Genomic DNA, 18,250 nt, shown 5'->3' on the forward strand with positions numbered 1-18,250 from the left:
GGGCGGCAACAGGCTCGACGGAGGGCTCGACTGGCAGCGCCTGCGGGCGACCCGGGGCGATGCGAACCTGCGGCCGCTTGGCGCCGGCTCCCGTTGTTCCGGCCGCCAGAACGCCGCGCAGCATCCGCGCGTCAGCCTCCGATCAGGAACATCTCCACGCGCCTGCGCGGCGGCTGGACCGGCTCACCGCGCAGTTCGCTGTAACGGTCGGCGCGGCGCGACCACAGGCCGGCCAGCCGTTCGGCCAGTGGCAGCTCGCCCTGCGCCAGGCTCGGGCGCAGGTCGGTGGAGGCCCCGGAAAACAGGCAGGTATACAGGCGGCCGTCGGCAGACACGCGCGCACGCTGGCAATCGCCGCAGAACGGCGTGCTGACCGAGGACACGAAGCCGATCTCGCCGCCGCCATCGTCGAAGGCGTGGCGCACCGCGACTTCGCCGCGGTAGTGCGCATCCAGCGCATGCAGCGGCCAGCGCGCGTGGATCGCGTCGCGCAGCTCGCGTGAGGTCACCACCTGCGTCGCGCGCCAGTCGTTGCAGGTGCCCACGTCCATGAATTCGATGAAGCGCAGCACGTGGCCGCTGCCACGGAAGTGTTCGACCAGCGGCAGCACCTGGTCCTCGTTGACGCCGCGCTGGACCACGCAGTTGAGCTTGAGGCTGGCGAAACCCGCGGCCTGTGCCGCGTCGATGCCGCGCAGCACCGTGGAAATGTCGCCGCGTCCGCCGGACATCTGCGCGAAGCGCTGTGGGTCCAGCGCGTCCAGGCTGACCGTGATGCGCTGCAGGCCGGCATCACGCAGCGCCTGCGCGTGGCGCGCCAACAGCGCACCGTTGGTGGTCAGCGCCAAGTCGTCGATGCCCGGAATGTTCGCCAGACGCGCGATCAGCAGCGGCAGGTCCTTGCGCAGCAGCGGCTCGCCGCCGGTGATGCGCAGCTTGTTCACGCCCACCCGCGCAAAGCCGCGCACCAGCGTCTCGATCTGGTCGAAGGACAGGCGCGAGGCCGCGTCCAGCCCGTAATCGTCGGGCACCTTGTCGGCCGGCATGCAATAGCCGCAACGGAAGTTGCAGGCCTCGATCACCGACAGGCGCAGGTCGCGCAGCGGCCGGCCGCGCTGGTCCAGCGGCAGTTCCGGCGTGCGTGGCAGGGCGTTCATGTCAGGACGGCAGGGGGCCTGGGATCGGGTCGGGTAACGCTAGCACCTGCCCGGGCAAGGCGACGCGATGGCCGCGCCCGGCCAGGGCGCGCGCGTCCTCGGCGCTGGCGTGGTGGTAGAGCACGCAGCGCGCCAGCAGCGCGCGCGGGTACTCGCGCTCGAGATCCTCGATGCCGCTGTGCGAGGGATTGCCGTGCAGCGCGCAGTCGTGGGCGATCACTTCGCCGGCGTCGGCGTACTGTGCCAGCATCTCCGGGATCGGCCGGGTGTCGCCGGTCCACACCAGCGCGCCGGGCAGGCGCAGGCCGAAGGCCGTCTGCGGCCAGTGGTGGCGCACCGGGAACGCCTCCAGCCGCACCCCGTCGTGCCAGAACGCCTCGCCCACCGGCACCAGGCGGAAGGCGTCCCAGAAGTTCGCCCCACCCTCGGCCAGCACGTTGGGATACTCGGCCACCCGCTGGTGCAGCAGCGGCACGATCGGCGCGGGCACGTACAGCCGCACCTGCCCGCGCCGTGCCGGGTCGAAGTAGGCGCTGCCGAACAGGCGCTCCAACCCGCCGACATGGTCCAGGTGCGTATGGGTGATGAACACCGCCGACGGCGCCTGCCCGTACTGGCGGATGAAGGCGTCCAGGCCCTCGCTGCCGCAGTCGATGGTCAGCCACGGCGCGCCGTCGCGCTCGAGGGTCGCCATCGCCGAGCCCAGCTCGACCGCCGAGGCATTGCCCACGCCCTGGAAACGCAGCGACCAGTTCATGCGGACCCTCAGAAACCCCGTTCCCACGCGCGGTCGTAGGCCTTGCGCAGGCGCGCGAAGTCCTCTTCCACCTGCGGCCGGTCGCGGTCTCCGCGCAGCTTCATCAGCGAGCGCAGCAGCCGCGCCAGGTTGGCCTCGCGCCAGCGCGTGGCCGGGATGCGCAGCACCCCACGGTCGAAATCGATCAGCCAGCCGTGGCCCTGCGCGTCGAACAGGATGTTGTGCGCGTTGAGGTCGGCGTGGTCCAGCCCGGCCCGGTGGAAGCGCGCGATCAGGTGCCCGGTCTCTTCCAGTGGCGCGGCTTGCCCGCCGGCCTGGTAGCGGTCGGCCAGCGAGCGCACATCGGCCAGGCGTTCCATCAGGATCGCCGCGCGGTAGGTCGCGCCCTGGCGCAGGTAGCTGGCCACGAACGGCTGCGGCACCGGCAGGCGCAGGCGGTGCAACGCGCGGGTCAGGCGGAACTCGGCGAAACTGCGCGTGCGGTTGGCGCCGCGCCACAGGTAGCGATCGCTGCTGACGCTGGCCGCCAGGCCGCCGCGCCGGTACTGGCGCAGCAGGCTCTGCCCGAACGGCGCGTCGACGAACCAGGCCCCGCCGCGCCCGCCGCTGTCCACCGGCCGGGCGCGGTCGCCCCAGTGCGCGGGGTTCAGCCATTCGGGCTGCGCTTGCCGCAGGCGCTGGCGGTCGAACAGAATCGCGCCGTCGCCGCGCGCATCGCGGTACGGCATCAGCACTTCCGTCGCGTCAAAAGCGGCCATCGCGCGAGTCTAACAATTTTGTCCAACGCCCCTGAGTCCCTGTGCCTGCTGCGCCTGTCCGCCCTGGGCGATGTCACCCACGTGGTGCCGCTGGTGCGCACGCTGCAGCGCGCCTGGCCGCAGCTGACGCTGGACTGGATCATCGATGGCGGCGGGCGCAAGCTGCTCGACGGCCTGCCGGGGGTGCGCTTCCACGTGTACGACAAGAAGACCGGGCTGGCCGGCATGCGCGCCCTGCGCGCCACCCTGCCCGGCCGCTTCGAGGTGCTGCTGCAGATGCAGGTCGCGCTGCGCGCCAACGTGCTGTCGGCCTTCGTCCCGGCCCGCCGCCGCATCGGCTACGACCGCAGCCGCTCCAAGGACCTGCACGGCCTGTTCGTCAACGAGCGCATCGCCGACCGCCCGGGGATCCATGTGCTGGACGCCATCGGCAGCTTCTGCGAACCGCTGGGCCTGCGCCAGGACGTGGTGACCTGGGACCTGCCGGTCCCGCCCGAGGCCTGGGAGTGGGCGCGCGCGCAATGGCCCGACGATGGCCGGCGCGTGCTGATGATCTCGCCCTGTTCCAGCCACGCGCGCCGCAACTGGTACGCCGATCGTCATGCCGCGCTGGCCGACCACGCCATCGCCCAGGGCTGGCGCGTGGTGCTGTGCGGCGGGCGCAGCGCGCTGGAACGGCAGACCGCCGACGCCATCGCCGCGCAGATGCGCGGGCCGGCGCTGGACCTGGTCGGCAAGGACACGCTCAAGCAGCTGCCCGCGCTGCTGGCCCGCGCCGACCTGGTGGTCACGCCCGACTCGGGGCCGATGCATATCGCCAATGCCATGGGCACCAAGGTGCTGGGCCTGCATGCGGCCAGCAACCCGCTGCGCAGCGGGCCGTACTCGGATGTGCGCTATTGCGTGGACCGCTACGACGATGCCGCGCGGCGCTTCCTGCACAAGCCGGCGAGCGAACTGAAGTGGGGCACCAAGATCGAGTTCGACGAGGTGATGGCGCTGATCACCGTGGACGACGCCATCGCCGCGTTCGAGCGCTACCGCGCCGACACGTCGAACTGAGCCTGGAGAACGAAAGGTCCGCCTTGGCGTTCCTTTCGCTCGCCCTCGCCCGGCGCGTCAGGGCGCGGCGCCGGTGCCGTAGTCCTCGTAGGACTTCTCCTCGACGTAGGCCGAGCCCAGCGCCAGGTTGATGTCCTTCTTGATCCGCGCGCGCGTGTCGTTCTCGAAATACACGCTGCGTGCCAGGCGGATGAACTCCTCGTCGAAGGCCTGCGCCTTCTCCTTGAGCCGGATGTCGTCCTCGATCACCCACAGCCGCTCGTTGACCGCCTTGAGCTCGGCGCGCAGGCGGGCGATGTCCTGCACCGCGGCCGGATGCGCCATCCAGGTCTGCTCCAGCGCCGAGAGCTCCTTGCGCACGTTGGCCAGCTTGGCCGCATCGGTCATGCGCTCGGACTTGATCTGCAGGATCGAGATCTTGTCCAGCAGCTCGCCGAAGGAGACGGGAGTGAGGATTTCGGACATGGCGCACCATCGCGATGAAAGGGCGCCAGTGTACCGGCGCGGCCGGGGGCGCGAGCCGGTGCGCGACGGGCCCAAATGCAGACGGCCCCAACGGGGCCGTCTGCGAAACATGGCGGAGAGGGTGGGATTCGAACCCACGGTACGCTTGCACGTACGCCTGATTTCGAGTCAGGTACATTCGACCACTCTGCCACCTCTCCGGGTGTCGCACCGCCTGGCGGCGGTCCCGGGGTCGATCCGGGGTTGCGCATGATACGGGCCGCGCGGGCCCGGGACAAGCACCGCGCGGAGGGCGCCGCTGGCGCGAACGCGTCCACGACGCCGGCGCATCGTGCGCTTGTCCCCTGTCCGCTTCGACGCGATCATGGCGTTCGTTTTCCAGTACAACCCGGGACGCCAGGCGCCACATGATCGAGTTCGGACACCTCAGCCACGTCGGCCTGCGGCGCGCCCTGAACGAAGACACCTATCACGGCGACAGCGCGCTCGGTCTGTGGCTGGTCGCCGATGGCATGGGCGGGCACGCCTGCGGTGAAGTCGCCAGCGCCCTGGCGCGCGAGACCATCGTGCGCGAGATCCGCGCCGGCACCGCGCTGGGCCAGGCGATCCGCGTGGCCGACGAGGAGATCATCCGCGCCTCGCGCCGGCGCAACGACTCGCTGCCGATGGGCACCACCGTGGTCGCCGCGCGCGTGCAGGGCGACCGCTTCGAAGTGGCCTGGGTCGGCGACAGCCGCGCCTACCTGTGGCGAGATGGCCAGCTGGCCCAGCTCAGCCAGGACCACAGCTACGTGCAGGAACTGATCGCCCAGGGCGCCCTGACCAGCGAGCAGGCGCGCTCGCACCCGCATCGCAACGTGGTCACCCAGGCGCTGGGCGTCACCGACCCGGCGCAGCTCAACGTCGAGACGCTGACCGGCGAGTTCCGCCCCGGCATGCAGCTGCTGCTGTGCAGCGATGGCCTGACCGAGGAAGTGGACGACCGCGGCATCGCCGCGATCCTGCGCCAGGACGACTGCAGCGCGCAGGAAAGCGTAGACGCGCTGATCGCGGCGGCGCTCGACGGCGGCGGCTCGGACAACGTCACCGCGATCCTGGTGCGCTGCAGCTGATCGGGGGCGAAGCAGCAGTGCCGACCGCAGGGCGCTGCTGACTTCGGGCGCCTCGCCGTGGGCGCGGAGCCGGCTCAGGAAGTGCCCTCTCCACCCCACCTGGCAGGCCGCGGCTGCGCATTTCGCGCCGCCCACCCACCTACCCATCGCTGCCATTCCGGCGAACGCGGGAATCCAGGGGCTTTCACCTGCAGCGCTAAAGGCGCTGGATGGTCAGACATGCGTCTGCCAAGGAGCACTTCCCGCTTTCGCGGGAATGACGGAAGCGGTTGGCCCTTCTCAGGGTTTCGCCCTCTCGATGCCGGGGCTTGCAGGCCCGCCTCGGGTCATTCGCGCCGTGCCCGGGCCTCACAGCACCCGTCAGGCGACTGCGGCGGCCTCGGTGTTGGCCGGTGCCGGCGGCGCTTCGACCAGGTCCCACAGGCAGGGCCCGCCCGCCTTGGCGCGGAGCTTCTCCAGGCGCTTGGCATGGGCTTCCAGCTCGCCGGCGGTCGGCAGCACGCGCGCGCGCAGGCCGACGTTGCTGACATCGAAGGCGTAGACCACCGGCGCGGCGTGGCCGCCGGCCTCGTCGAAGCCGCCGAAGCCGATTTCCTCCTGGCCCGAGGTCAGCGCGATGTAGACATCGGCCAGGATCTGCGCATCGAGCAGGCCGCCGTGCAGGTGGCGGTGGGTGTTGTCCACGCCCAGGCGCTTGCACAGCGCGTCGAGCGAGTTGCGCTGGCCCGGGTAACGCTCGCGCGCCATGGCCAGGGTGTCGACCACGGTGCAATAGTCGGTGAAGCGGCCGTACTGCGGGCCGAGCCGCGCCAGCTCACTGTCCAGGAAGCCCACGTCGAACGAGGCGTTGTGGATGATCACCTCGGCGCCGCGCACGTAGTCCAGGAACTCCTCGACGATCTCCTCGAACGCCGGCTTGTCGGCCAGGAACTCCAGCGTCAGCCCGGTCACTTCCTGGGCGCCGGGTTCGAACTCGCAGTCCGGCCTGAGGTACTTGTGGAAGTTGTTGCCGCTGGGGCGGCGCTCGACCAGCTCGACCGCGCCGATCTCGACGACGCGGTTGCCCTTCTTCCATTCCAGGCCGGTGGTTTCGGTGTCCAGGATGATCTGGCGCATGGCCTAGCGGTCCTCGTGCAGCGTGATGGAGAACTGCCGCAGCGGATGGTCCAGGCCGGGCAGCTGGGCCATTGTCTCAAACACGAAGCCCAGGCGGTCCATCACCGTCAGCGAGGCGGTGTTGGTGGGATTGACCAGCGCCAGCACGCGCGGCAGGCGCAGCACGTCGCGCGCGTGATCCAGCACCGCGCGCGCGGCCTCGGTGGCGTAGCCCTTGCCGCGCCCCTCGGGCAGCAGCGCATAGCCCAGGTCCGGCGCGGGCAGACATTCGCGCGTGACCAGGCCGGCCTGGCCGATGTCGCGGCCGCTCGCGGTTTCCACCACCCGGCACAGGCCCAGGCCGTTGGCGGCGCGATACGCCAGCGGCCCGCGCCGCACCGCCTCGCGCGCCGTGGCCAGGTCGCGCACGCCGGCGTCGCGGACCTGGGCGATGAAGTCGGCATCGTTGAGCACCGCCAGCATCAGCGCCGCGTCGCGCTCGCTGTCGGTGGGCAGGTGCAGGGTCAGGCGCGCGCTGCGCAGCTCCGTCTGTCCGGGCGCCGGGGCACTCACGCGGCGGCGCCGTCGCGCACGGCGATGGCGGCATTGCGCGCCAGGATGTCCACGCGCTCATTATCGGCGTCGCCCGAATGGCCCTTCACCCAGCGCCAGTCGATCCGATGGCGCTGCGTGGCGGCGTGCAGGCGCTCCCACAGCTCGCGGTTCTTGACCGCGCCGCCGGCGGCGGTCTTCCACTGCTTGCGGATCCAACCGGGCATCCATTCGGTGATGCCCTGGCGCACGTACTGCGAGTCGGTGATCAGGATCACCTCGCAAGGCTCAGTCAGCGCTTCCAGCGCCATGATCGCGGCCATCAGCTCCATGCGGTTGTTGGTGGTATGCGCCTCGCCGCCGAACAGCTCGCGCTCGATGCGGCCGTAGCGCAGCAGCGCGGCCCAGCCGCCGGGCCCGGGATTGCCCAGGCAGGAGCCGTCGGAATGGATGGTGATCTGTTTCATGGAACTCCGCGCAGGGTCAGGCCGGCACCGCGCCGGGCTGCCATCGCGGCGGCCGGGCGGGCGAGAGGATCAGGTCGGGGCCGCGCTTGTCGGCCTGCAGCAGGCACACCGCCCGCATCATGTCCGGCGCGCGGCCATCGTTGCGCCAGGCTGGCCCCAGCCACTGCGGGGGATGGGCCTCGCAGTCCAGGCCGGCCTGCTGCAGCAGCCGGCGCCAGCGGCCGGGACCGCGCACGGACAGCCCGGTGCGGCGCCAGCGCAGGCGATAGGGGCTGACCGGATTGAGCGCGAACAGCCACAGCCGGCCGCCCGGCTCGAGCACGCGCGCGCATTCGGCCAGCACGCTGCGCGCGCCGTTCTCCGGTACGTGCTGCACCACCACCGCGCTGAAGCTGTCCGAGGCCAGCGGCAGGCTGTGCCCGCAGCGCAGCGGCCCGTCGAAGCCGCCGCCATGGGCCTCCAGCGCCAGCCCGGCGGCGACCACCGACACGCCGGCCCCGGCGCCGGGATGCAGCCACAGCGTGGGCGCGGCGGCCTTGGCGGCCAGCAGGGAGGCAATCGGCGGCTGTTCAGCCGCCAGCAGGCGCTGACCATCCGCAGTCCCGAACCACGCCAGGGGCTCGGGTTGACGTTGGGAGGCGGCGGCAGGCATGGTCGGGGATTGTAGAGGACGCCCCCGCGTCTGCCGACCGATTCACGATGCCAAGCCTCACCGCGCTGCGCGCCTTCGACGACAACTACATCTGGGCGCTGGCCGGCGACGCCGGGCAGGCGCTGATCGTCGACCCGGGCCAGGCCGCGCCGGTGCTGGAGGCCGCCGCGCAAGGCCTGGCGCCCGCCGCGATCCTGCTCACCCATCACCACGACGACCATATCGGCGGGGTGCCCGAACTGATGGCGCGCTGGCCCGGGCTGCCGGTGATCGCCGCCGACGATGACCGCATCGTCACCGCCACCCACCGGGTGCGCGACGGCGAGACCTTCGAGGCCGCGGGCATGGCGTTCCAAGCCCTGTTCGTGCCCGGGCACACCCGCAGCCACGTCGCCTTCCATCGGCTGGCGCCGGGCGGCGAACTGTTCAGCGGCGATACCTTGTTCAGTCTGGGCTGCGGGCGGCTGTTCGAGGGCACGCCGGCGCAGATGCTGGCCTCGCTCGACCGGCTCGCCGGCCTGCCCGGCGACACGCCGGTGTGCTGCGGCCATGAGTACACCGCGAGCAACGCGGCGTTCGCGCTGGCGGTGGACCCGGGCAACGCCGCGCTGCGACAGCGCGCCGACCAGGTCGCCGCCCTGCGCGCCCAGGGCCGGCCGAGCCTGCCGGTCAGCCTGAGCGAGGAACGCGCGACCAACCCGTTCCTGCGCGTGGACGCGGCCGAGGTCGCCCAGGCGGTGGACGCCTGGCTGGGGCATCGGGCCGGCGACCGGGTGGAGACCTTCGCCGGGCTGCGGCGCTGGAAGGACGGCTTCCGCGCGTGAGGCGGGTGGCGGCCGCGTGCCTGCTGGCCCTGGCCAGCGGCATCTTTCCGGGCTGGGCGCAGCAGGCGGCCGACCTGCCACCGGGCGGACCCGCCGGGCCCGCACCAGCCGATGCGGACGCCGAGCCGGTCCAGCAGACCCTGGACGGCGGCGAGATCTTCCGCCAGTTCCGCGAAGGGCTGGCCGAACCCAGCTGTACCGCGCAGGCCAGCGATGCCCAGTACCGCCGCAACTTCGCCCATGCGCCGAGCCGGCTGGCCGATCGCGACGACGACATCCTGCCGCTGTTCGGTTACGTGGTCGGCGCGATGCGTCAGGCCAACCTGCCGACCGAGTACGCGCTGATCCCCTTCGTCGAAAGCGGCTACCACCCCGGCGCCGCCAACGGTTCGGGCCCGGCGGGGCTGTGGCAGTTCGTCTCGCTGACCGCGCGCCACCACGGCGTGCGCATGCGCAAGGGCTACGACGGGCGCCTGTCGCCGGTGGAATCGACCCAGGCCGCGGTGCGCTACCTGAAGACCCTGCACGACATGTTCGGCGGCAACTGGCGCCTGGCGATCATGGCCTACAACGCCGGCGAGAACCGCATCGTGCAGGCGGTGCGCCGCGCGGGCCACGGCACGGCGATGGAACGGCCCACGACGCTGCCCGGGGTCTCGCGCAACACCGTCGCGTACGTGGACAAGCTGCACGCGCTGGCCTGCGTGCTCGAGGACGCGGGGGAGCGCCCGGAATGGCTGGCCTCGCTGGCGCGGCCGGTCGCGCACCTGCAGGCCACGGCGCTGCCGGCGGACTACGGCTCGCTCTCGGCCTGGGCCGCGCGCGAGGGCCGCGATGCCGACCAGATCACCGGGCTCAACCCGGCGGTCTCACGCCTGCGCGGCGGTCTGGGCGGCGAAACCATGTGGGTGCTGGCCGGCCCGCGCAGCGGCGCACCGTCGGTGGCGTCGGACCTGCGCGCGCTTGGCGGTGGCGATGCCGGCCCCGCAAGCCCCGACCCGATGCCCTCCGGCGCCGCGTCCGATCCTCCCGCCACGCACGTGGTCGCGCGCGGCGAGACGCTCTCGGCCATCGCCCGCCGCTACGACGTGCGCACCGCACAGCTGATCCGCTGGAACGCGCTGGGCAAGCGCGCCCTGATCAAACCGGGCATGGTGCTCAAGCTGGCCGATCCGGCGCGCTGAAACCGCATCGCGGCGCGATGGCAGAATGACGCCTCGTTCCAGCCAGTCGCGAGAGGCGCAATGGGGTTCCTGCAAGGCAAACGTGTCCTGATCACCGGCATCGCTTCCGACCGCTCCATCGCCTGGGGCATCGCCGAGGCCATGCATCGCCAGGGCGCCGAACTGGCGTTCACCTACCAGAACGACAAGCTCAAGCCGCGCGTGCTGCAGGCGGCGACCGCCTTCGGCAGCGAGATCGCCCTGCCGCTGGACGTGGCCCACGATGCGCAGATCGACGCCTGCTTCGAGGCGCTGGCCGAACACTGGGACAGCCTGGACGTGCTGGTGCATGCCATCGCCTTCGCGCAGGGCGAGGCCATTGCCGGCGAGTTCCTCGATGGCCTGACGCGGGAGAACTTCGCCGAGGCCCACGACATCTCGGCCTATTCGCTGGCCGCCCTCGCCCACGCGGCACGGCCGCTGATGCGGGGGCAGCAGGGTGCGATCCTCACCCTGAGCTATCTCGGCGCGCAGCGCGCGCTCTACAACTACAACCTGATGGGCGTGGCCAAGGCCAGCCTGGAGGCCACCGTGCGCTATCTGGCGCTCAACCTCGGCCCCGAGGGCACGCGCGTCAACGCCATTTCCGCCGGGCCGATCAAGACGCTGGCCGCCTCTGGCATCGCGGGCTTCCGCAAGACGCTCAGCTATGTCGAGGAGCATGCGCCGCTGCGCCGCAACGTCTCCATCGACGACGTGGGCAACGCGGCGGCGTTCCTGTGTTCGGATCTGGCTGCCGGTATCACCGGCGAGATCACCTATGTCGACGCTGGCTACAACATCCTGGGCATGAGTGGGGTCGACGGCGGCTGAGGCGGGACTAGTCGCGCTTGACGACCTTCATCCGCGGTTAGTGATCGCGGTGCGTGGGTGCGCTGGCTTCGATTGGGCAGCGGTCCGGTGGGCTTTGGCCGCTTTTCCTCGGTCAGGGCATCCTGCAACGATGCGAGCGCTGCGCGTCTACGCCCCGAGACCGGCGCGAACAAAAAAGCCGCGCCTATCAGGCGCGGCTTTCGAAGTCCTGCGACGAAGCGCGGCTTACAGCTTGTCTTCGTGCACCACGACCTTGAACTTGCGGCGCGTGTCCTTGATGTACTGCTGCACGTCGGCGCCGGCGTAGAGCTGGGTGACCTGCTGGCGCAGCTGGTCGCGCTGGGCCTCGGGGAGCTTGCTGGCATCGCCCGGGGTGACCTTGTCCACGGTGAACACCACGAAGCGGCCGTCCTCCAGGCGCGCCTTGCCCGGGGTGACCTTGCCGGCCTCAGGCACCGGCGCGGCGAACAGGGCCTGGCTGCCTTCGCGCGAGGGAATCGGCGTGCCGCGCGGCAGGCCCGGGATCTGTCCGGACTGGTACTGCGCCGCGTCCGCGATGGCCTTCAGGCTCTCGCCCTTCTTCACCCGCGCCAGCACGTCGTCGGCCAGCTTCTCGGCGGCCTTGGCGCTGCGGTCGGCGCGCACGGCGGCGACGACCTGTTCCTTGACCCGGTCCAGCGGCTGGTCGGTCGCGTCGCTGTGGTCGGTTACGCGCACCACCAGCGCATGCGTGTCGTCGATCTTGATCAGCTGGCTGGCCGTGCGGTCGGCGATCTGCTGCTCGTCGAACACCACGCGCAGCACCTGCGGGTTGGCCAGCAGGCCCGGCGCGTCGGCGCGCGAGAACGGACCGGCCTTCTGCACCTGCAGCCCGGCTGCCTGGGCGCCGGCGGTGAGCGAATCGGGATTGTCCAGCGTGGCGGTGACCAGCTTGCCGGCGACGTCGTTGTACTGCTTGGCGTCGGCTTCCTTCTGCGCCTCGGCGGCCAGCTGGGCGCGCACGTCCTCGAAGGGCTTGCCGGACTGGCCCTTGACCTCACGCAGCTTGATCACGTGATAGCCGAACTCGCTCTTGATCGGGCCCACCACCTCGCCCGGCTTGGCGATCCCGAACAGGGCCTGCTCGAACGGGCCGACCATCATCCCCCGCGTGACCCAGCCCAGGTCGCCGCCGTTCTCGGCCGAGCCCGGATCCTGCGAATTGGCCTTGGCCAGCGCGGCGAAGTCGGCGCCCGGCGCCTTGGCCTGTTCGGCCAGCTTGGCGGCCTTGTCCTCGGCCGCCTTCTGCGTGGCCGCATCGGCGCCGGCGGGCACCGAGATCAGGATGTGCGAGGCCAGGCGCTGCTCGGTGGAGAAGCGCGCGGTATCGGCCTCGTAACGCTTGCGCAACTCGGCCTCGTCCACGGCCGGTGCGGGCGGCAGCTTGGACGCGTCGACCTCGACGTATTCCACGCTGACCTGCTCGGGCTTGCGGAAGTCGGCGCGGTGGGCGTCGTACCACTGCTTGGCCTGGGCATCGGTGACCGGTGCCGTGTCCGGGGTCGGCGCCGGCAGGGTGGCCAGGGTCACATCGCGCGTCTCGCCCATCAGCTTGAAGAACTGGTCCATCTGCTGATCGGTGACGAAGCTGCCCAGCGCCAGGCCCTGCGGCACCAGCGAGATGGTCATGTCTTCGCGCAGCTGCTGCTGGTAGGTGGTCGGCGTCAGGCCGTTCTGCTGCAGGATCGTCGCGTAGGTGGCACCGTCGAACTTGCCGCCCTGCTGGAAGCTGGCGTCGGAGGCGATCGCCTCGCGCAGCGCGGCATCGCTCACCGCCACGCCGGCGCGGGTGGCCGCCAGTTCCACGACCTTGCGGTCGATCAGGTCGTCCAGGATCTTGCGCTTGTTGGCGGCCGAGTCGAACTCGCGCGCGTCGAAGGCGTCGCGCAGCTGCGCCTGCTGGCGGCGGCGCGCGTCGCTCACGGCGCGCTGGTAGTCCTGCACGCTGATATCGGCGTGCTGCCACAGCAGCGACAGGGGCGGCCACGACGGTGCCGAGGGCCACCAGGTCGGGGGAGCCTGCACGCGCGCCACGGAGGAATCCGGACCACCGCTCATGTACTCGTTCACGCCCACGAAGGCGAACGGAACGATCAGCAGGCCCATCACCACGGTGGCGATCCAGCCTGAGGTCTTTTCGCGAAGAGTCTGCAGCATCGAGTCGTTAGGTCAGGTTCGGCAAGCCGCGCAGTTTAGCGTGGTTCCACGCGCAATGCCGCCGGCTAGGCCGCGCCCCTGACACGATGCTCAGGCACGGGAAAAGGCTCATCCTGGGATCGGGGGATTACGGCGCTCGGGTGTTTCGGCTTGGGAGGCCAGCGGCCCCGCTTCGGAGGGGCAGCGGGCCGGCGGGCGCCGGCCCGTTGCCTCGCGCGTTACGCCTTAAGACTTCGGGTGGAGAAAAATCCCAATCATCCGTCGAGTAAACGTGCCCGATCGTGCCAAGGCTGGCGAAACGTATTTGCCCGCGCCGCGTGCGGTGAAGCACAAAAGAAAACGCCCGCCGGGGTCGCCGGCGGGCGTTTTGAACAACTGGCGGAGTGGACGGGACTCGAACCCGCGACCTCCGGCGTGACAGGCCAGCATTCTAACCGACTGAACTACCACTCCGCGCTTTGGAACGCTTTGCGAAACTTCTGTGCCTTCTCTCTTTAGGGAAAGCAAAGCCCCCAATCGCTCGGGGGCTTTTGGAACAACTGGCGGAGCGGACGGGACTCGAACCCGCGACCTCCGGCGTGACAGGCCAGCATTCTAACCGACTGAACTACCGCTCCGCGCTTGAAACTCTTGGCTGTGGTGCTTGGTGGGTGCTGAGGGTTTCGAACCCCCGACCCTCTCCGTGTAAAGGAGACGCTCTACCGCTGAGCTAAGCACCCTGGCGAGCTGAGCGGATTAGTTTACAGCGTCCTTCAGAGCCTTGCCAGCCTTGAATGCCGGATTCTTCGAAGCGGCGATTTCGATGTTCTCGCCGGTCTTCGGGTTGCGGCCCGTGCGCGCGGCGCGGCCACGCACCTGGAAGGTGCCGAAGCCCACGATGGTGACCGAGTCGCCGCCCTTCAGCGCGTCGGTGATGCTGGCCACGACGGCGTCGACGGCACGGGTGGAATCAGCCTTGCTCAGGTCGGAACGGCTGGCGACAGCCTCGATCAATTCGGCTTTGTTCATTGAGATACTCCATGTGCGGCATGCAACCGCTGAATGTGTGACCGGCCCGGGGCTTGCGCCACGTCGGGCCGGTTTGGATCCCGCTGCGGACGACCGTTGGGGACGTCCTCGGGTGCGGCTTTTATACCAGCCGCACCCCGGTGCCGCAACCGAAAAACCTAATAACGGCGCGGGTTTCAGCGGGTTTCAAGCTTCATGAACCGCGCGAAGTCAATGCTTGACATCGCGCTGCGGCGCAGGCTTGGCCGCCTGCGGCACCTCCACGCCCTTGTCTCCGCCCGAGCCGCCGACCGGCCCGACCGGGCGTTCCAGCGCCAGGTCCAGCACCTCGTCGATCCACTTGACCGGCACGATCTTCATGCCCTTGAGCACCGACTCGGGGATGTCCGCCAGATCCTTGCGGTTCTCCTCCGGGATGACCACGGTGGTGATGCCGCCGCGCATGGCCGCCAGCAGCTTCTCCTTCAAGCCACCGATCGCCGAGACGCGGCCGCGCAGGGTGATCTCGCCGGTCATCGCCACCTCGGCCTTGACCGGGTTGCGGGTCAGCGTGGACACCAGCGCGGTCACCATGGCGATGCCGGCGCTCGGACCGTCCTTGGGCGTGGCGCCGTCGGGCACGTGCAGATGCACGTCCTGCTTCTGCAGGAACTCGGTATCGATGCCCAAGCTCTCGGCGCGCGAGCGCACCACCGACAGCGCGGCCGAGGCCGATTCCTTCATCACATCGCCGAGCTGACCGGTGAGGGTCATGCCGCCCTTGCCCGGCACCAGCGTCACTTCGATCTGCAGCAGGTCGCCGCCGACCTCGGTCCAGGCCAGGCCGGTGACCAGGCCGATCTCGTTGGCTTCCTCGGCGCGGCCGAAGTCGAAGCGGCGCACGCCCTGGTACTTCTCCAGGTTCTTCTCGGACACCACGATGCGCGCCTGCCCCTTCTTGGTCTTCTTCTCCGGCTGCGGACCGGCCAGCGCGATCTCCTTGACCACCTTGCGGCAGATCTTGGCGATCTCGCGCTCCAGGCTGCGCACGCCGGATTCGCGCGTGTAGTAGCGCACGATGTCGCGCACCGCGCTCTCCTCGATCTTCAGCTCGTCGGGCTTGAGGCCATTGGCCTTGAGCTGCTTGGGCACCAGGTAGCGCTGGGCGATGTTGAGCTTCTCCTCCTCGGTATAGCCGGGGATGCGGATCACTTCCATGCGGTCCAGCAGCGGGCCGGGGATGTTGAGCGAGTTGGAGGTCGCCACGAACATCACGTCCGACAGGTCCAGGTCCACTTCCAGGTAGTGGTCGTTGAAGGTGTGGTTCTGCTCGGGGTCGAGCACTTCCAGCAGGGCCGAGGACGGATCGCCGCGGAAGTCCATCGACATCTTGTCGATCTCGTCCAGCACGAACAGCGGGTTCTTGGTGCCGACCTTGTTGAGGTTCTGCACGATGCGGCCCGGCATCGAGCCGACGTAGGTGCGGCGATGGCCGCGGATCTCGGCCTCGTCGCGCACGCCGCCCAGCGCCATGCGCACGAACTTGCGGTTGGTGGCCTTGGCGATGGACTGGCCCAGCGAGGTCTTGCCCACGCCCGGCGGCCCGACCAGGCACAGGATCGGGCCCTTCATCTGCTTCACGCGCGACTGCACGGCGAGGTACTCGAGGATGCGTTCCTTGACCTTCTCCAGGCCGTAGTGGTCGGCGTCCAGCGTCTCCTGGGCGACCTTGAGGTCCTTGCGCACCTTGGAGCGCTTCTTCCACGGCACGCCCAGGATCCAGTCCAGGTAGTTGCGCACCACCGCGGCCTCGGCCGACATCGGCGACATCTGCTTGAGCTTGTTGAGCTCGTTGCGCGCCTTGGTCTCCACCGCCTTGGGCATGCCGGCGGCGGCGATCTTGCGGGTCAGCTCCTCCAGCTCGTTGGGCGCGTCGTCCAGCTCGCCCAGCTCCTTCTGGATCGCCTTCATCTGCTCGTTGAGGTAGTACTCGCGCTGGGACTTCTCCATCTGCGACTTGACCCGGCCGCGGATGCGCTTCTCCAGCTGCTGCACGTCGATTTCGCCGTCGACGAAACCGACCAGCAGCTCCAGCCGCTCGCCGACCGGAATGGTTTCGAGCAAACGCTGCTTGTCGCTCAGGCGCACGCCCAGGTGCGCGGCGATGGTGTCTGCCAGGCGCCCCGGCTCGTCGATGCCGGCCAGGGTCTGCAACAGCTCCGGCGGCAGCTTGCGGTTGGTCTTGACGTACTGCTCGAACAGGCTCATCAGCGAGCGGGCGACGGCCTCGATCTCGCGCGACTCGGCGGCCTCGTCGGTTTCGATCTCCTCGCCCTGCCCGTACAGCGACTGCTCGCGCTCGACGATCTCGCTGACCGCCACGCGCGCGATGCCCTCGACCAGCACCTTGATCGTGCCGTCGGGCAGCTTCAGCAGCTGCAGCACCTGGGCCAGGGTCCCGATCTGGTAGAGGTCGGCCGCGGTCGGGTCGTCGGTGTCGGCCGACTTCTGCGCGACCAGCAGGATGCGCTTGTCGGCGGCCATGGCCTGCTCCAGCGCGCGCATCGACTTGTCGCGGCCGACGAACAGCGGGATGACCATGTGCGGGAAGACCACCACGTCGCGCAGCGGCAGCACGGGCAGGTCCAGGATCTGGGGTTCGGTACGGGCCATGGGGGCTCCAGGAGAGTGCGGGGAGGCAGGCTTGGAAGCAGTGCGAACACGTGCCGCAAAAATGCCAATGGCCCCGTTATGGGGCCATTGGCTGGGCGATGCAAGCGAGAATCCGGAGCCCTTTCGCGATCAAGGACTTACCCGATCATTCGGCCGATGCAACCTTGGGCGCGACCGGCGGATTCTGGTAGATCAGGTAGGGCTCGGACTTGTGCTCGATCACCGACTCGTCCACCACCACCTTGCCGACGTTTTCCAGCGACGGCAGGTCGTACATGGTGTCCAGCAGCACCGACTCGACGATGGTGCGCAGGCCGCGGGCGCCGGTCTTGCGCTTGAGCGCCTTGCGCGCGATCGCCGACAGCGCGTCGGGGCGGAATTCCAGCTCAACGCCCTCCATGTCGAACAGCCGCTTGAACTGCTTGGTGATGGCGTTCTTCGGTTCGGTCAGGATCTTCACCAGCGCCGGCTCGTCCAGCTCCTCCAGCGTGGCGACCACCGGCAGGCGGCCGACGAACTCGGGGATCAGGCCGAACTTGATCAGGTCCTCCGGCTCGACCTCGGACAGCACCTTGCCGATCTCCGGCTTCTTCTCCGAGGACTTGACCTTGGCGCCGAAGCCGATGCCGCTGGCCTCGGTCGAACGCGCCTGGATGATCTTGTCCAGGCCGGCGAACGCACCACCGCAGATGAACAGGATGTTCTTGGTGTCCACCTGCAGGAATTCCTGCTGCGGGTGCTTGCGGCCGCCCTGCGGCGGGACGCTGGCCACGGTGCCTTCGATCAGCTTCAGCAGCGCCTGCTGAACGCCTTCGCCGGACACGTCGCGGGTGATCGACGGGTTCTCGCTCTTGCGCGAGATCTTGTCGATCTCGTCGATGTAGACGATGCCCTGCTGCGCCTTGTCGACGTCGTAGTCGCACTTCTGCAGCAGCTTCTGGATGATGTTCTCCACGTCCTCGCCGACGTAGCCGGCCTCGGTCAGCGTGGTCGCATCGGCGATGGTGAACGGCACGTTGAGCAGCCGCGCCAGCGTCTCGGCCAGCAGCGTCTTGCCCGAACCGGTCGGCCCGGCCAGCAGGATGTTGGACTTGGCCAGCTCGACGTCGTCGCTCTTCTGCCGGCTCTCGATGCGCTTGTAGTGGTTGTACACGGCCACGGCGAGCGTGCGCTTGGCGCGCTGCTGGCCGATCACGTACTGGTCGAGCACCTCGAGGATCTCGCGCGGCTTGGGCAGCGAGCTGCGCGCCGACTGCGCCTTCTCCTCGAGTTCCTCGCGGATGATGTCGTTGCACAGCTCCACGCATTCATCGCAGATGAACACGCTCGGGCCGGCGATCAGCTTGCGGACCTCGTGCTGGCTCTTTCCGCAGAACGAGCAGTACAGGATTTTGTTGCTCTCGCCGGAACGGCCTTGGCGGTCTTCGCTCATGCTTGTTTTACCCACTCACAGCTGC

At 69.6% G+C, this 18,250-nt stretch carries 17 protein-coding genes and 4 tRNA genes; 5 read left to right on the plus strand and 16 right to left on the minus strand.

Annotated elements, in window-relative coordinates; genetic code table 11:
• Positions 1 to 131: 131 nt before the first annotated feature.
• Genes moaA through LAJ50_RS14235 form a run of 3 tightly spaced genes read right to left on the minus strand, consistent with a single transcriptional unit; the run spans position 132 to position 2,672 of the window.
• On the minus strand, positions 132 to 1,157 hold the full coding sequence (gene moaA, locus LAJ50_RS14225) for a GTP 3',8-cyclase MoaA (protein WP_138651464.1): 1,026 nt from the start codon (positions 1,155 to 1,157) through the stop codon (positions 132 to 134).
• Position 1,158: 1 nt separating this feature from the next.
• The gene (locus tag LAJ50_RS14230) at positions 1,159 to 1,914 is read right to left on the minus strand and encodes an MBL fold metallo-hydrolase (RefSeq protein ID WP_130549822.1); all 756 of its coding nucleotides are present in this window, start codon (positions 1,912 to 1,914) and stop codon (positions 1,159 to 1,161) included.
• Between the two features lie 8 nt (positions 1,915 to 1,922).
• Complete coding sequence (locus LAJ50_RS14235) at positions 1,923 to 2,672, minus strand: 3-deoxy-D-manno-octulosonic acid kinase (protein ID WP_138651466.1); 750 nt, start codon at positions 2,670 to 2,672, stop codon at positions 1,923 to 1,925.
• A gap of 18 nt (positions 2,673 to 2,690) precedes the next feature.
• Here LAJ50_RS14235 and LAJ50_RS14240 point away from each other — a divergent pair, with 18 nt between their 5' ends.
• The gene (locus tag LAJ50_RS14240) at positions 2,691 to 3,734 is read left to right on the plus strand and encodes a glycosyltransferase family 9 protein (protein ID WP_130549824.1); all 1,044 of its coding nucleotides are present in this window, start codon (positions 2,691 to 2,693) and stop codon (positions 3,732 to 3,734) included.
• Positions 3,735 to 3,791: 57 nt separating this feature from the next.
• Here LAJ50_RS14240 and LAJ50_RS14245 read toward each other — a convergent pair whose 3' ends face one another.
• Entirely contained in the window at positions 3,792 to 4,199 is a 408-nt protein-coding gene (locus LAJ50_RS14245) for a DUF6165 family protein (RefSeq protein WP_130549825.1), read from the minus strand.
• Between the two features lie 110 nt (positions 4,200 to 4,309).
• A tRNA-Ser gene (locus tag LAJ50_RS14250) sits at positions 4,310 to 4,399 on the minus strand.
• 207 nt (positions 4,400 to 4,606) lie between these two features.
• Between LAJ50_RS14250 and LAJ50_RS14255 the strand changes: the two genes are divergently transcribed.
• On the plus strand, positions 4,607 to 5,311 hold the full coding sequence (locus tag LAJ50_RS14255) for a protein phosphatase 2C domain-containing protein (protein ID WP_130549826.1): 705 nt from the start codon (positions 4,607 to 4,609) through the stop codon (positions 5,309 to 5,311).
• Between the two features lie 360 nt (positions 5,312 to 5,671).
• Here the strand turns inward: LAJ50_RS14255 and dnaQ are convergent, their stop codons facing one another.
• From dnaQ to LAJ50_RS14275, 4 genes are read right to left on the minus strand one after another with little or no spacing between them, the layout of a single operon-like run.
• Positions 5,672 to 6,427 (minus strand): DNA polymerase III subunit epsilon, encoded by a 756-nt coding sequence (gene dnaQ, locus LAJ50_RS14260; RefSeq protein ID WP_138651468.1) that lies wholly within the window; start codon positions 6,425 to 6,427, stop codon positions 5,672 to 5,674.
• 3 nt (positions 6,428 to 6,430) lie between these two features.
• Positions 6,431 to 6,979: a GNAT family N-acetyltransferase gene (locus tag LAJ50_RS14265; RefSeq protein ID WP_138651470.1), complete on the minus strand. Its 549-nt coding sequence runs from the start codon at positions 6,977 to 6,979 to the stop codon at positions 6,431 to 6,433.
• Positions 6,976 to 7,425 carry a ribonuclease HI gene (rnhA, locus tag LAJ50_RS14270; RefSeq protein WP_130549829.1) on the minus strand — a complete coding sequence of 150 codons (450 nt, stop codon included), beginning with the start codon at positions 7,423 to 7,425 and terminating at the stop codon, positions 6,976 to 6,978. The genes LAJ50_RS14265 and rnhA overlap by 4 nt, the downstream gene beginning before the upstream one ends.
• A gap of 16 nt (positions 7,426 to 7,441) precedes the next feature.
• A complete protein-coding gene (locus tag LAJ50_RS14275; protein ID WP_130549830.1) occupies positions 7,442 to 8,077 on the minus strand; it encodes a methyltransferase domain-containing protein in 636 nt (211 codons plus the stop codon).
• Positions 8,078 to 8,124: 47 nt separating this feature from the next.
• Between LAJ50_RS14275 and gloB the strand changes: the two genes are divergently transcribed.
• The 3 genes from gloB to LAJ50_RS14290 are packed head-to-tail and all read left to right on the plus strand — an operon-like array spanning position 8,125 to position 10,937.
• A complete protein-coding gene (gene gloB, locus LAJ50_RS14280; RefSeq protein WP_138651472.1) occupies positions 8,125 to 8,901 on the plus strand; it encodes a hydroxyacylglutathione hydrolase in 777 nt (258 codons plus the stop codon).
• Positions 8,898 to 10,085 (plus strand): lytic transglycosylase domain-containing protein, encoded by a 1,188-nt coding sequence (locus tag LAJ50_RS14285; RefSeq protein WP_130549832.1) that lies wholly within the window; start codon positions 8,898 to 8,900, stop codon positions 10,083 to 10,085. The genes gloB and LAJ50_RS14285 overlap by 4 nt, the downstream gene beginning before the upstream one ends.
• 60 nt (positions 10,086 to 10,145) lie before the next feature.
• Positions 10,146 to 10,937: an enoyl-ACP reductase gene (locus LAJ50_RS14290; RefSeq protein WP_130549833.1), complete on the plus strand. Its 792-nt coding sequence runs from the start codon at positions 10,146 to 10,148 to the stop codon at positions 10,935 to 10,937.
• A 225-nt stretch (positions 10,938 to 11,162) separates the two neighbouring features.
• Here LAJ50_RS14290 and LAJ50_RS14295 read toward each other — a convergent pair whose 3' ends face one another.
• The 7 genes from LAJ50_RS14295 to clpX form a co-directional block, all read right to left on the minus strand.
• Positions 11,163 to 13,133, minus strand: a complete 1,971-nt coding sequence (locus tag LAJ50_RS14295) for a SurA N-terminal domain-containing protein (protein ID WP_130549834.1) — start codon at positions 13,131 to 13,133, stop codon at positions 11,163 to 11,165.
• Positions 13,134 to 13,509: 376 nt separating this feature from the next.
• Positions 13,510 to 13,586, minus strand: a tRNA-Asp gene (locus LAJ50_RS14300).
• Positions 13,587 to 13,673: 87 nt separating this feature from the next.
• A tRNA-Asp gene (locus tag LAJ50_RS14305) sits at positions 13,674 to 13,750 on the minus strand.
• A gap of 27 nt (positions 13,751 to 13,777) precedes the next feature.
• A tRNA-Val gene (locus LAJ50_RS14310) sits at positions 13,778 to 13,852 on the minus strand.
• Positions 13,853 to 13,868: 16 nt separating this feature from the next.
• On the minus strand, positions 13,869 to 14,141 hold the full coding sequence (locus LAJ50_RS14315) for an HU family DNA-binding protein (protein WP_130549835.1): 273 nt from the start codon (positions 14,139 to 14,141) through the stop codon (positions 13,869 to 13,871).
• A 210-nt stretch (positions 14,142 to 14,351) separates the two neighbouring features.
• Entirely contained in the window at positions 14,352 to 16,793 is a 2,442-nt protein-coding gene (gene lon / locus LAJ50_RS14320) for an endopeptidase La (protein WP_130549836.1), read from the minus strand.
• Between the two features lie 145 nt (positions 16,794 to 16,938).
• Positions 16,939 to 18,225 carry an ATP-dependent Clp protease ATP-binding subunit ClpX gene (gene clpX / locus LAJ50_RS14325; RefSeq protein WP_130549837.1) on the minus strand — a complete coding sequence of 429 codons (1,287 nt, stop codon included), beginning with the start codon at positions 18,223 to 18,225 and terminating at the stop codon, positions 16,939 to 16,941.
• Positions 18,226 to 18,250: the final 25 nt, after the last annotated feature.

The sequence above is a fragment of the Pseudoxanthomonas sp. X-1 genome, assembly GCF_020042665.1.
Taxonomy (GTDB): Bacteria; Pseudomonadota; Gammaproteobacteria; order Xanthomonadales; family Xanthomonadaceae; genus Pseudoxanthomonas_A; species Pseudoxanthomonas_A spadix_A.

Bases quoted from the DNA above. Each gene is read 5' to 3' on its own strand.
- gloB (WP_138651472.1), top strand. From the start codon at position 8,125: ATGCCAAGCCTCACCGCGCTGCGCGCCTTCGACGACAACTACATCTGG.
- LAJ50_RS14245 (WP_130549825.1), bottom strand. From the start codon at position 4,199: ATGTCCGAAATCCTCACTCCCGTCTCCTTCGGCGAGCTGCTGGACAAG.
- lon (WP_130549836.1), bottom strand. From the start codon at position 16,793: ATGGCCCGTACCGAACCCCAGATCCTGGACCTGCCCGTGCTGCCGCTG.
- clpX (WP_130549837.1), bottom strand. From the start codon at position 18,225: ATGAGCGAAGACCGCCAAGGCCGTTCCGGCGAGAGCAACAAAATCCTG.
- rnhA (WP_130549829.1), bottom strand. From the start codon at position 7,425: ATGAAACAGATCACCATCCATTCCGACGGCTCCTGCCTGGGCAATCCC.
- LAJ50_RS14315 (WP_130549835.1), bottom strand. From the start codon at position 14,141: ATGAACAAAGCCGAATTGATCGAGGCTGTCGCCAGCCGTTCCGACCTG.
- LAJ50_RS14255 (WP_130549826.1), top strand. From the start codon at position 4,607: ATGATCGAGTTCGGACACCTCAGCCACGTCGGCCTGCGGCGCGCCCTG.
- LAJ50_RS14295 (WP_130549834.1), bottom strand. From the start codon at position 13,133: ATGCTGCAGACTCTTCGCGAAAAGACCTCAGGCTGGATCGCCACCGTG.
- LAJ50_RS14290 (WP_130549833.1), top strand. From the start codon at position 10,146: ATGGGGTTCCTGCAAGGCAAACGTGTCCTGATCACCGGCATCGCTTCC.
- dnaQ (WP_138651468.1), bottom strand. From the start codon at position 6,427: ATGCGCCAGATCATCCTGGACACCGAAACCACCGGCCTGGAATGGAAG.
- LAJ50_RS14235 (WP_138651466.1), bottom strand. From the start codon at position 2,672: ATGGCCGCTTTTGACGCGACGGAAGTGCTGATGCCGTACCGCGATGCG.
- LAJ50_RS14275 (WP_130549830.1), bottom strand. From the start codon at position 8,077: ATGCCTGCCGCCGCCTCCCAACGTCAACCCGAGCCCCTGGCGTGGTTC.
- moaA (WP_138651464.1), bottom strand. From the start codon at position 1,157: ATGAACGCCCTGCCACGCACGCCGGAACTGCCGCTGGACCAGCGCGGC.
- LAJ50_RS14230 (WP_130549822.1), bottom strand. From the start codon at position 1,914: ATGAACTGGTCGCTGCGTTTCCAGGGCGTGGGCAATGCCTCGGCGGTC.